Source organism: Saccharibacillus deserti, from assembly GCF_013618475.1.
In the GTDB taxonomy this organism is placed as follows: domain Bacteria; phylum Bacillota; class Bacilli; order Paenibacillales; family Paenibacillaceae; genus Saccharibacillus; species Saccharibacillus deserti.
In genome coordinates, this window is sequence record NZ_JABJVN010000002.1 from 349,567 (window position 1) to 361,927 (window position 12,361).

Consider the following 12,361-nt stretch of genomic DNA (forward strand, 5'->3'; position numbering starts at 1 on the left):
CGTAAAAAGCCCCTTCTTCGCTGTTGGCGAAGAAGGGGCTTTTTGTTGAGCGCACAAATCGGTCAACCGATTAGAGGATTAAATAATGCGGCGGCGGAGCCAGCCGGAGATCAGGTCGATCAGGATAACCAGTACGACGATGCCGAGCAGGATCACGCCCACACGGCTCCAGTTGCGGGTCTGGAGAGCAAAGATCAGCGGAGTACCGATCCCGCCGGCGCCGACAAGGCCCAGAACGGTCGCGGAGCGGATATTGATCTCGAACCGGTACAGCGCGTACGAGATGAACTGCGGGATGACCTGCGGAAGAACGGCGAAACGCAGCACCTGCATTTTGCTTGCGCCGCAGGCCTGCAGCGCTTCGCGCGGACCGTCGTCGACCGCTTCGATCGTCTCGGAGTACAATTTCGCCAGCATGCCGATCGAGTGGACGCCGAGTGCCAGTACGCCGGCGAATGCGCCGGGACCGACGGCGACGATAAACAGGATCGCCATGATGATTTCCGGGAAGACCCGGATGACCGTCAGCACGAACTTGCCGCTGCCGGAAATGACTTTCAGACGGCTCATATTGGCCGAAGCCCAGAAGGCGAACGGAATACAAAGGAACGCCGAGATGAACGTGCCAAGAATGGAGATCGTCAAAGTCTCCAGCAATCCGCGCAGCAGATCTTCGCCTTCCGGCAGATAGACATAATCCCAGTCCGGATGGGTGAACCCGTCCCAGATCGAGGCTATAACCTGAGCGCCGTATTCCTGGAAGCCTTCGAATTTAAGACCGGACAGCGACCAGATGAACAGGAGAATCAGGGCGGCCCCGATCAGCCAGTTGCGAATAATCGGACCGCGGGTTTTGGAAGGAATGGTTTGATTCATAGCAATTTCCTCCGTAGATAAGTACTGGCGTAATCGATCAGCAGGACGACCAGGAGTGTAATCAGAATAATGATCGAAGCGCGGTCATAACGCAGCGAGTTCAACTGCTGATCCAGATGCAGACCGATACCGCCGGCGCCGACGAAACCGAGTACGGCAGCTGCCCGCACGTTGACTTCGAACGCATAGAGCACATACGAGAAAAAGTACGGCAGCGCCTGCGGAATCACGCCGAATACGATCAGTTGAATTTTGTTGGCGCCTACGGAAGTCATCGCTTCGAGCGGACCGGGATCGATCGCTTCGATCGCTTCGTATGTCAATTTGGCTACAAGGCCAAACGAGAAGAAGACGAGCGCAAGCATACCGGCGAATGCGCCGATCCCGAATACGGCAACGAAGATGGCGGCGAACAGCAGGTCGGGAATGGTCCGAACCAGGTTCAGCACCATGCGGACCGGAATGCTGACCATTTTCTTCGGAATCACGTTGGTAGCGGCCAGCAGCGCGACCGGAACGGCCAGGATCGATCCGATTACGGTTGCGGCGATCGCGATTTGGACCGTTTCGATCATCGGTTCCCAGATATCTTCGGCGTAACTCCAGTCCGGCCGGACCATTTCGCCCAGAATCCGGTTCATGTTGTCCCGTGCGTTAACGCTGAACAGATCGAAGAAATTCGCATCGACCTGATAGAAGCAGGCAATCAGTACGATCAGGAACAGCAGCCATGTGGCAAGCATCTTGTAGCGCTGCGGCCCTTTCGAGTCCAGAGTAGGCGCCGGTTTTTTGGAAGGCGGAGGAGGCGGTGCGCCCACTTCCGCCGATTCCGGCGTAGGAGCAGGCGTCATACGGTCACGCCTCCTTTTGCAGCCTCGGCCGCCAGCAGCTCGTCCTCATTGATCGGACGGCCGTAAATTTCGGCGAACTTGGCATCGGTCGCTTCGGAGACCGGACCGTCGAATACGACTTCGCCGGCGCGCAGGCCGATGATACGGGTCGCGTATTCGCGCGCCAGATCGATAAAGTGCAAATTGACGATCGTCGTGATCTTCAGCTCGCGGTTGATCCGCTGCAGATCGTCCATGACCTGGCGGGTCGTCAGCGGATCCAGCGAAGCGACCGGTTCGTCGGCCAGAATGACTTTGGGTTTCTGGGCCAGGGCACGTGCGATCGAGACACGCTGCTGCTGGCCGCCGGACAGCTGATCGGCGCGGATATACGCTTTCTCGCGAATATTGACGCGGCTGAGCGCGTCCAGTGCAATCTCGGTGTCTTCTTTTGGAAAGTAGCCGAACATCGTGCTGAACGTGGAGTGGTAGCCGACGCGGCCGGACAGCACGTTCCGCAGAACGGTTGCGCGCTTGACCAGGTTGAAGCTCTGGAAGATCATGCCGATATCGCGGCGGATTCGGCGCAGCTGCTTGCCGCCCGCGCGGGTTACCGACTTGCCGTCGATCGTAATCTCGCCGGAACTGATATCGTGCAGACGGTTGATGGAACGCAGCAGCGTCGATTTGCCGGCACCCGACAAACCGACGATCACGACAAATTCGCCCTCGTTGATCTTCAGGTTGATATTGTTGAGGCCGATCGTGCCGTTGGGATACTGCTTGACTACATTTTTGAATTCAATCATCATTGCCCGCTTTCTCCGATTTCGATCTCCTGCCGCTGCAGAAGGAACCGGTTGAATTTGCGCGTGCTCCAAACGCCGCACAGCGCCGCTTGCGGCTGTAAAAACCGCAAGCGGCGCTGCATGGAGAACCCGGATGAACGCGTTCAGATCGATTTTACCGAAAGTATACCATAGTGCCGATGAAGCGGTGAAGACTTAAACCTATTCGATCTTTTGGCCGACCGCTTCCGCGGATTCGCGAACGATCTTGAAGTTGGCGTCGTCGCCTTTTACATAACCTACGTGTGTGTACACGTCGTTGATAATTTTTTGGCCTTCCGGATCTTCGCCCAATGCGATAAACGCGTCGGAGATTTTCGTTTTCCATTCGTCCGTCATGTCGCTGCGTACGCTGACGGTGTCGTTCGGAATCGGGTCGGTCGAGAACAGGATTTCCGTTTTGTCGAATACGTCCGGCACGTCGCCTTTGACCGTGTTGCGCGCATCTTGGAAGACGGCAACCGCATCAACTTGTCCGTTCAGCAGAGCCAGTACGGCTTGGTCGTGGCCTTTGAGCGTTACGCCTTCGACGTCTTTGGCCGGATCGAGGCCTTCTTTGATCATGGCTGCTGCCGGGAATACGTAACCGGCGGAAGACGTTACGTCCTGCCAGCCCATTTTCTTGCCTTTCAGATCTTCCAGCGTTTTGATTCCGGAATCTTTTTTCACGAGGATCAGGGACTTATAGAAGTCGACTTTCTCTTCGGTTGGTGCGCCGGTTGCTTCTTCAACGCCGTAACGCTGGGCTTGCAGCAGCAGATCGGCCGATTTTCTTACATCGTGAGCCAGTACGTAAGCGTTTGGAGGCAGGAAGCCTACATCGACTTGCTTGGCGGACATGGCTTCGATAATCGTATTATAGTTGGGAGAAACACTGACTTTTACGGGAATGCCCAATTTGTCGCCGAGTAGTTTTTCCAGCGGCTTCGCTTTGGCTTCAAGCGTCTCCGCGTTTTGCGAAGGAACGAATTGTACGGTAAGTTCTTTTGGCGTGTAGCCTTCTGCCGTCTTGCCTTCATCGGTGGACGTTCCGCCCGCTGCGTTATTGCTGCTTCCGCATGCTGCCAGGCTCGCCGTAATCGCTACAGACATGCAGATCGTAAGTACTTTTTTGAACAAAATCTTTTCCCCCTCAGGTTTGGTTGGTTATGTGTGTTGCATGCTCGCGGCTCGAAGCCGACAAACAGAAGTGTACCAGCATTTTCCTCGGGATGAGTAAAGTTGGAACGCGATTTTTGTTAAAACCATGTAAAACCGAAAGCCGTCCCTTGCGAAAAACACGCCGAAGTGTCATCCTATTCAAGCCGGGGAAATGGGAAACGCTTTGTCTGACTGCCCAAATAAGCGAACGATCAAGCATCCAATGTTAGTTAATGTTTTGCTTTTTCTTTAACTACCACCGGTAAATAAAGCTTCAACAAAGATAATATCACAAAAAACGAAAATTGCACGGGTTTTATCTGAAAAAGTCACGGTAAAAATTTGAAAAAATATCCAAACGAAAAACCGTGGAATGAAATCTTACACACTGGAGGAGAGTAAACTGAGTATTAAAGCGAGCCTCAGAGTGCTTGAAACGACGGACCTGCATGTTCATATGATGAATTACGATTATTACGGAGACCGTCCCGTACTGGAGTACGGATTCGCGCAGACGGCTGCCCTGATTCGCCAGGCGAGAGCGGAGCGCAGAAACGTGCTGCTGTTCGATAACGGCGATCTGCTGCAGGGCAATCCTATGGGGGATTATGTGGCATCCGGCGGCATTCTGGACCGAACCGGGCGGATTCACCCGGTGTACGAAGCGATGAACAGTCTCGGCTACGATGCAGCGACGCTTGGCAACCACGAATTCAATTACGGGCTGGAATATCTGGGTCAAGCGCTGAAAGGTTCGGCTTTTCCCTATACGAACGCCAACTTGTATCTGGACGGAGAAGAAGGAGCGAACGGTCCGCACTATCTGCCTCCGTATCTGCTGCTCGAACGCACGATCGAAGACGAGCAGGGCGGGATTCATCCGATCAAGGTCGGCGTTATCGGTCTGGTGACTCCGCAGATCATGAATTGGGACAAAGCCAATCTGGAAGGCCGGCTGCAGGCGGAAGATATGGTGGAAGCGGCCAAAACGTTCGTGCCGAAACTCAAAGCGGAAGGAGCGGATCTGGTGATCCTGCTCGCCCACTGCGGCTATGAAGAAGTGGAAGAAGCGCCGATGACGGAAAACGCGGTGCTTCATCTGAGCGGGGTTCCGGACATCGACGTTATTTTGTTCGGGCATGCGCACAAAGTTTTCCCGGGACCGGCTTTTGCAGGCAGGGAAGGCGTCGATCTTGCGAGCGGGACGATCAACGGTATTCCGGCGGTCGAAGCGGGCTACGCGGGCGACCATCTCGGCGTCGTCGATCTGGAACTGGAATGGATCGGCGGAGCTTGGAAAGTGACGGCCGGCCGCGCCGAAGCGCGTCCGGTCTACGATGCAGCGAAGGCGGCGCCGCTTGTGCGGACGGACGAACAGGTGGCGGAGTGTCTCGGCGAAGCGCATGCGGGCACGCTGTCCTATATCCGCACCGCCGTCGGCGAATCGACGGAGCCGATCGACAGCTTCTTCGCTCTGGTCTCGGACAGTGCTTCGGTGCAGATCGTCAACGACGCGCAGCGCTGGTATTTGCAGCAGGAACTGCGGGGTACGCCATACGAAGGACTTCCGGTGCTGGCGGCCGGCGCGCCGTTCAAGACGGGAGGGCGATACGGTCCGGCGTACTATACGAATATTCCGGCCGGGCCGCTTGCGGTCAAGCATATCGCGGACCTCTACAATTATCCCAACACGCTGTGCGCCCTGCTGCTGACCGGGGCGGAGATCAAGGAATGGCTGGAATGGGCCGCGGGCCTGTTTCTTCGGATCGATCCGCAGGGCGGGAACGGTCAGAGTTTGATCGATCCGGATTTCCCGTCGTTCAACTTCGATATTATCGACGGGGTTTCGTATACGATCGATATCTCGCAGCCGGCCAAGTACTCGGCTTCCTGCGAGCTGCTGCACGCGGAAGCTTCGCGGATCGGCGATCTTCGCTTCGAAGGACGTCTTGTGGAAGCGGACGAACGCTTCGTGATCGCGACCAACAACTATCGGGCATTCTCCACGCCGGTCGCCAATCCCGACGGACAGCGGATCATCCTCGCTTCGCCGGACGAGAACCGGCAGATTCTGACCGATTATATCCGCAGCTCCGCTTCTCTGGCGCCGAAAGCGGATCACAATTGGAAGCTGGCCGGCGTGCCGGCCGGATTGAAAGTCCAGCTGCTCTCGTCGCCGGACGCACGCGCAAACGGACTGCCTTCGGGTATTGCTTTTGCCGGTATGGCGGACGGGGGCTTCGCCCGCTTTGATGTCGAAGTGTCCGCCCTGGGCGGGAACCAAGAGGCGGTCCTCCCAATTCAATAAACCTCCCGATCACTGAAAAAGAGCCCGTTTCGCGAAATCGCGAAACGGGCTCTTCGGGTTGGGCAGGAACGGCGTATGCCCATGAATAGGACGAGGACTTCGCAGCCGGACGAGAAAGCCGTTTACTCGTCCGCCATCCGGTAAATGGCGGAACTGAGCTTGATACGGCCTTTGAGTCCGCTGGTCGCATGGATTTGGTTGTCGTCCATGATGAAAAAGGCTTCCACACCGGGCTGCTGCTCGATATAGGCCATGCCGTCTTCCAGCCCCATCACGAAAGCGGCGGTGGACAGGGCATCGGCATCCGTCGCTTTGTCGCTGACAATCGTGATACTTTTCAGGCCGTTCTGGGTGGGATAACCGGTACGCGGATCCAGAATATGGTGATAGCGTACCCCGTCTTGGATAAAGAAGCGTTCATACACGCCCGACGAATCGATGGTCTCGTCGTTGATCTGGATCTTGCCGAGCCGGCTGCCCCGATTCTTGTCCGGGTCCTGCAGACCGACATTCCAATCCGCGCCGCCCGGTTTGCCGCCGACGGCTATGATGCTGCTGCCGCCGAGGTTGATCAACGCGCTGTCCAGCCGGTGGTCATGCAGATAGGCGGACACCTGGTCGGCCGCGTACCCTTTGCCGATCGAACCGAGATCGAGGACCATGCCCTTTTTTTCGAGTTTGATCGTACGGTTGGCTTCATCGAGCGTTACGCTGCGGTAGTCCGTCAAGCTGCGCGCTTTGTCCAGATCCGGCTTGGCAGGAACTTGGGCGCCTTCGTGACCGATATCCCACAGATTGATCAGAGGGCCGATTGAAGGATCCAGCAGGCCGTTCGTATCTTTGGCGTACTGGAGAGCCATTTTTACGACATCAAAAGTCCCCCGGGAGACCTTGACCGCTGATTTTCCCGCTTCGGCGTTCACTTTGTACAGATCGCTTTTTTCGTTCGTCCGGCTGAGCTCCAGATCGATTCTGCCGAGCAGGTCGCGAATCCCGTCTATATGCTGTTCGGTCGCCTTTTCGTCATAGATTTTGATCGTCGCTACCGTATCGTATACGTAGAAAGTCGCCGACAGGGGTTGAGCCTGTTCGGTCTGCGCCGCTTGGGCCGTTCTGCCCGACTCTTGGCCGCATCCGCTTAATACCGTAGTCAAAATCACAGCGGCAGCCGCCGTTTTTATCATTTTCCCCGTAGATTTTCGCATCTTCAAGTCACCGTCCTGTCAGAATAGGCGTTCACCGTTTGCCGTTTCGACAAAGTCTTGTGAAATGTCCCACATTCATCATACTCCAGGCAGCAACCCAAAAGAGAACGGAAATTAGTCAAATTTTTGATTGTTTTTGATGGAAAGATCTTTTTCTCCTGCGGCAGCGGCATCCAGCATGGATCTGTAATCGGCGATCATCCGTTTCTCGCGTTTTCTGTTCTCCCGGTCTTCTTCGGACAGGGCTTTGTAGAGAGAGACGCACATGCCGATCATAATAATGGCGAAAGGCAGAGCGACCACAATAGAAGCGGTCTGCAAGGCTGTTAAGCCCCCGCTGATCAGCAGTACGACTGCGATCGACGATTGAACCAAGCCCCAAGTGATCTTGATTTTTGAAGAAGGATTGAGATTGCCGTTTGAAGACAGCATACCCAGTACGAACGTAGCGGAATCTGCCGAAGTAATAAAGAACATGGCAATCAGCAGCAGCGCAATTAAAGCGGCAATAGATCCCAGAGGAAGGTTTTGCAGCATCAGGAACAGCGCGGAAGTGACGTCTTCCTTAACCGCTTCGGCAAGTCCGCTGTTTTGGAAGCACTCGGAGTAAATGCCCGAACCGCCGAATACGGCGAACCAAAAACAGCCGAACAGGCTGGGAACGAGCAGAACGCCCAGAACGAACTGACGAATAGTGCGTCCCCGAGATACACGGGCGATAAAGGTACCGACAAACGGTGCCCAGGAAATCCACCAGGCCCAGTAAAACAGTGTCCAAGCGGCGACCCAGGTGCTATCGGAGAACGGCGTCATACGCAGGCTCATCTGGATCAGATTTTGTACGTAGCCTCCAAGCGTAACGGTAAAAGTATCGAAAATGAAAGCGGTAGGGCCGACGAACAAAACGAACAGCATGAGAACGACAGCGACAGTCAGGTTCACATTGCTCAAAATGCGTATGCCTTTGTCAAGTCCGGTCGTCGAAGAGATCAGGTACAATACGGTCACAACCGCGATAATAATCACCTGAACGACGGTGGTGCTGGCATAACCGAATATTTGCTGGATTCCTCCTGCGATCTGCAGCGTTCCCAGGCCGAGCGACGTCGCTACGCCAAAAGCGGTTGCGATGACGGCGAGCACATCGATGGTCTTGCCGATCGGCCCATTGACCCGGTCGCCGAGCAGAGGAACGAATGTGGAACTGATCAGTCCTTTGTAGCCTTTTCTAAACTGGAAGTAAGCGAGTGCGAGCGAGATGACCGAGTAGATCGCCCAAGGATGCAGTCCCCAATGGAAAAAGGAATAACGCATGGCGATTCGTGCCGCCTGCGAGGTACCGGGCTCCGTATCTTCCGGCGGATCGATGTAATGGGATACCGGCTCGGCGACTCCCCAGAACACCAAACCGATCCCCATACCTGCACTAAACAGCATGGCAAACCAAGAGGTTGTCGAGTATTCGGGTTCATCTTCGTCTTTGCCCAATTTGATGAGGCCAAAACGGCTGAACGCCAGATAGAGTGCGAAAATCAAAAATCCGAAAGCGGAAAGCAGATAAAACCAGCCGAATTTTTCTGTGGAAAAGTCCAAAGCCATCTGCGCAGTGCTTCCCAGCTGATCGGGAAACAGAGCGCCCCATAAGACAAAAGCGAGAATAATCGCCAAAGCGACGGCGAAAACCATAAATTTAACCCCTTCCGAGTATGTATTCCTGATCGAGCATGGACCGGTCAGGCCTGCTGACAGTGATTTACCCAGTAAGGGAATAAACGAAAAAAAAGCCGATCAGAGATCGGCGGCGTAGACAAGTCCGAACTGTCGGCGGGCTTCTTCCATGACTTCGGCAGCGGCGAGCGAACAGTCACGGGAATTGACGGATGATTCGGAGGCTCCCGAGCGAATCACGTCGACGAATTCCTGGATTTCATAACTCATGACCGGCTTGCCGGCCGGCTCGCTGATATCTTCGATACTGCCGTCGCGGTAGCGGATCTGCACGCTGCCCGGCTCACTGATCTTGTCGATCAGAATGCTGCCGAGTTCCCCTTGAATCTCCGAAGGTACGAGCGAATCGGTGATTTTGGAGAACATTACGACCGCATCCATATCCGCATAGCGGGCCAGCAGGCTGCCTTCGCCGTCTACACCGGATTCCAGCATATAGGCATTCGCTTTGACTTCCTGCGGCCGGCCGAACAGCAGCACCATCGGATAGATACAGTACAGGCCCAGATCCATCAGCGCTCCGTTGGAGAACTCCGGCCGGAACGCGTTGAGCACCATGCCTTCCTTGTAGGCGTCGTAGCGGGAAGAATACTGGCCGTAGTTGGCGAAATAACGCCGGATCGGCCCGATCTTGTGCAGATTCTCCCGCAGCAGGGCAAAGGAAGGAAGCAGCGTCGTCTTGACCGCTTCCATCAGCACGGCACCGCCTTCTTCGGCGGCCGCAAACATCTCGCGGACTTCGCGGCTGTTGGAAGCCATCGGTTTCTCGCACAGGACATGCTTGCCGTTCTTCAGAAACAAGACGGCCTGCTCCGCGTGCAGAGAGTTGGGGCTCGCGATATAGACGGCGTCGATCCGGTCGGAAACGGCCATTTCATCCAGGTCCGTAAACGTAGCTCCGATCCCGTAACGGTCCGCGAATTCCCGCGCGCGTCCTTCGGTCCGCGAGTAGACCGCGGCCAGTGCAAGCCCATCCGCCTGCCGCGCCGCGTCGATAAAGCGTTCCGTAATAAAATTCGTGCCGATCATCCCGAATCGAATCATGAAGTAATCCACTCCCAGCTCATGTATTGAAAATACCGATAACATTCCCGTTTATCATAACATGATTCGTCAATTTAGGATTCCATATTTTTGACGTTGCGCAGCGTCGATTCAGCGCTTTCTTCATTGGACTTTGGAATGATGGACAGATTTCCATGGGGTTCGAGAACAAAGCGTGAATCTTTTTCATGGAATCGCGGCCCTGACTTCTTGCGATCTGCCATAATTCATCATGACTCATCCGTGCTTTTTCATCGCGTCGGACAGAAAATGACCGTCGTGGTCAAGCAGCGTGGGTGCCGATTTGACCGCTTTTTCGAATGGTCCGAAATGCGACGTCAACCAGAAAACGGGAAACCGCATGCCGACCAGAACCGGATAGGCTGTCAGCCCATCGTTCAGCGTAATCGATTGGTTTAGCAGAATAGTGGCAAGTTATAAGCGAGTACGCCGATCAGCAGCGTTCTGCCGATGAATTCCCAACTGTTGAATAATAGGTTCCAACCTCCTCTCGATGCCCGATTACCCGGTTTATCCGCGCAGCCACATTGTTCGATAATCCGGAAAGGCGTAGGGACTCAAGCGGACGTCCTGAAGCCGGGAATCGTACACCGTATGTTGAAAGGTGGTATACAGCGGGAGCCATACGCCGGCGCGCTCCAGTTCTTCCATGATGCCGTCCAGCCGCCGGCGTCTCGCTTGAGGCTCGGGTTCGCTTCTGATTTCCGCAACCTCGGCATTTAATGCCTCAAGCTGCGGCTCGGCAAGCACATTTTGCAGGACACCGGAAAGTTCGGACAGCAGCGCGAGTTTGGACAATTCGGGAGAAGGGTGAAGCACAATGCTACCCAGCAGAAGATCGGCGGGTTCATCGAAAAGAGTCCATTGCCCGAAAGGCAGTATGCCGGACTCGCAATCGATTCCGCCGCGTCCGAGTTGTTCCCCAACCCATTCCAAGTCTTCGGCATGCAGCGGCATATCGTAGGAAGAGAGGCGGAGCGGACAGCAGCCCGGCTCCGAATAGGACGGATGAACGCGCAATGGCTCGGCAGCTGTCTGATCGACTTCGGGCAGGCGGAAGATCAGGGCGGTCTCCTTGTGGGAATGGTCGAGCTTGATCAGGTCCGGTGCGCTGCCGGAAATGCGATATAAACCTTCAAGAGGCTGGCGGTTGCCGCCCAATGCCCGAGCCGGCTCCCTTTCCCTGATCAATCGGGCTGCCTTGCTGCGGAATTCCCGGCTGAGCTGCGGACCGTTTTTTTTAAAATTGAATACCAAAAATTTAAGTTCCAGCTTTTCTCGCGATAGTTCAAATTCTTTTTTTCGGGAGTCCGTACTCTTTTCACGGAAAGGCACAAAGCCAATTTGATCGGCGCCGGGAATGCTGCCAAAGTCGGCAAGCACCCACATGACCACTTTGTCCAGGTGAGGACGTCCCAGAAAGTAATGGTCGAAAGCTTTGATCGTCAATCCATTGGTGCTGCGGTGCGTCAGGACATAAGGACCGCTTCCCGAAAAGGGCGGCGCATGCAGGGCATCCTCGCGAACAATGGAAGAGGAGGGAAAGGCTAGAATGTCCGCCAACAACGGTTCGGGAACGGAAGTTTCGATTTTAAGTTTGTAAGGTCCGTCCATTTTGATCCTGGATAGATTGCTGTACCAGTGCCTGTGCGGCGAAGCCGTATCGGAACTGCGAAGTCGCTTAAGCGTGAATGCCGCATCCCGGGCCGTTAATTCCGAACCGTCATGAAAAAGAACGCCTTTTCGCAAATAAAAAGTCCAGCGGGTATAGTCTTCGGAATGTTCCCAAGCATGGGCGATATGAGCGGTCGCGCTTCCGTCTGCCGCCGGCAGCAGAAGAGGATCGAACAACTGTCCAATCAGATGGTACTCGGTTTGGCGTACGGCAAAAGCCGGATCAAGCGGACCGGCCGCCCGATAAAACGAAAAATGCAGCGATTCCTCGATAACCCTTCGACCGCCGCGCTCGGCTGCTTCCAATCGGTATCCCATACGCTGCGAAAGCCAAGCGGCAAAACGGCGTTCCGCCGCCGCGCTTGTCGACAGCGAGGAAAAGGCGCGTTCGAGATGGCCCGAATCAAAGTCTTTGCAGCTTCTCGCGAAAAGAAGGTCTTCCGGAGAGATCAGAAGGTGCAGACGCGAACGTCGGCTTCTGCCGCTGCCGGGCCGCCACGTGGCCCACCCTGCCGACTCCCATTTCCGCAGCAGAAATACGGTATTTCGGGTTGTGCAGCACAGCAGTTCGGCAAGTGCTGCAAGCGTAACGGAAACTTCGCTGCGGCGGTATTCGGCGGGAAGTTTCTCATAAAGATAAATATAATGGTCTTCGGGCTGCACGAAATCGCTCCTTTGCAAAAGGGT

9 protein-coding genes are annotated in these 12,361 nt (G+C 55.2%); 1 reads left to right on the forward strand and 8 read right to left on the reverse strand.

Features of this window, described 5'->3' with window-relative positions; translation table 11 throughout:
- Positions 1–78: 78 nt before the first annotated feature.
- From phnE (HOP44_RS07625) to HOP44_RS07640, 4 genes are all read right to left on the reverse strand, one after another.
- Entirely contained in the window at positions 79–876 is a 798-nt protein-coding gene (phnE, locus tag HOP44_RS07625; protein ID WP_172252101.1) for a phosphonate ABC transporter, permease protein PhnE, read from the reverse strand.
- Complete coding sequence (phnE, locus tag HOP44_RS07630) at positions 873–1,727, reverse strand: phosphonate ABC transporter, permease protein PhnE (protein WP_172252103.1); 855 nt, start codon at positions 1,725–1,727, stop codon at positions 873–875. The genes phnE (HOP44_RS07625) and phnE (HOP44_RS07630) overlap by 4 nt, the downstream gene beginning before the upstream one ends.
- Positions 1,724–2,515 carry a phosphonate ABC transporter ATP-binding protein gene (phnC, locus tag HOP44_RS07635; RefSeq protein WP_172252999.1) on the reverse strand — a complete coding sequence of 264 codons (792 nt, stop codon included), beginning with the start codon at positions 2,513–2,515 and terminating at the stop codon, positions 1,724–1,726. Before phnC ends, phnE (HOP44_RS07630) begins: the two co-directional genes overlap by 4 nt.
- Positions 2,516–2,716: 201 nt before the next feature.
- The gene (locus tag HOP44_RS07640) at positions 2,717–3,673 is read right to left on the reverse strand and encodes a phosphate/phosphite/phosphonate ABC transporter substrate-binding protein (RefSeq protein WP_172252105.1); all 957 of its coding nucleotides are present in this window, start codon (positions 3,671–3,673) and stop codon (positions 2,717–2,719) included.
- Positions 3,674–4,067: 394 nt separating this feature from the next.
- Here HOP44_RS07640 and HOP44_RS07645 point away from each other — a divergent pair, with 394 nt between their 5' ends.
- Positions 4,068–6,002: a bifunctional 2',3'-cyclic-nucleotide 2'-phosphodiesterase/3'-nucleotidase gene (locus tag HOP44_RS07645; protein WP_172252107.1), complete on the forward strand. Its 1,935-nt coding sequence runs from the start codon at positions 4,068–4,070 to the stop codon at positions 6,000–6,002.
- A gap of 122 nt (positions 6,003–6,124) precedes the next feature.
- Here the strand turns inward: HOP44_RS07645 and HOP44_RS07650 are convergent, their stop codons facing one another.
- The 4 genes from HOP44_RS07650 to HOP44_RS07665 form a co-directional block, all read right to left on the reverse strand.
- Positions 6,125–7,207: an FAD:protein FMN transferase gene (locus HOP44_RS07650; protein ID WP_246369683.1), complete on the reverse strand. Its 1,083-nt coding sequence runs from the start codon at positions 7,205–7,207 to the stop codon at positions 6,125–6,127.
- 114 nt (positions 7,208–7,321) lie between these two features.
- Positions 7,322–8,893 carry a glycine betaine uptake BCCT transporter gene (locus HOP44_RS07655; RefSeq protein ID WP_172252109.1) on the reverse strand — a complete coding sequence of 524 codons (1,572 nt, stop codon included), beginning with the start codon at positions 8,891–8,893 and terminating at the stop codon, positions 7,322–7,324.
- Between the two features lie 102 nt (positions 8,894–8,995).
- The gene (locus HOP44_RS07660) at positions 8,996–9,979 is read right to left on the reverse strand and encodes a Gfo/Idh/MocA family protein (protein WP_172252111.1); all 984 of its coding nucleotides are present in this window, start codon (positions 9,977–9,979) and stop codon (positions 8,996–8,998) included.
- Between the two features lie 531 nt (positions 9,980–10,510).
- Positions 10,511–12,337 (reverse strand): ABC transporter substrate-binding protein, encoded by a 1,827-nt coding sequence (locus tag HOP44_RS07665; protein ID WP_172252113.1) that lies wholly within the window; start codon positions 12,335–12,337, stop codon positions 10,511–10,513.
- Positions 12,338–12,361 lie beyond the last annotated feature (24 nt).

Bases quoted from the DNA above. Each gene is read 5' to 3' on its own strand.
- phnE (WP_172252101.1), bottom strand. From the start codon at position 876: ATGAATCAAACCATTCCTTCCAAAACCCGCGGTCCGATTATTCGCAAC.
- phnE (WP_172252103.1), bottom strand. From the start codon at position 1,727: ATGACGCCTGCTCCTACGCCGGAATCGGCGGAAGTGGGCGCACCGCCT.
- phnC (WP_172252999.1), bottom strand. From the start codon at position 2,515: ATGATTGAATTCAAAAATGTAGTCAAGCAGTATCCCAACGGCACGATC.
- HOP44_RS07645 (WP_172252107.1), top strand. From the start codon at position 4,068: ATGAAATCTTACACACTGGAGGAGAGTAAACTGAGTATTAAAGCGAGC.
- HOP44_RS07650 (WP_246369683.1), bottom strand. From the start codon at position 7,207: ATGCGAAAATCTACGGGGAAAATGATAAAAACGGCGGCTGCCGCTGTG.
- HOP44_RS07655 (WP_172252109.1), bottom strand. From the start codon at position 8,893: ATGGTTTTCGCCGTCGCTTTGGCGATTATTCTCGCTTTTGTCTTATGG.
- HOP44_RS07660 (WP_172252111.1), bottom strand. From the start codon at position 9,979: ATGATTCGATTCGGGATGATCGGCACGAATTTTATTACGGAACGCTTT.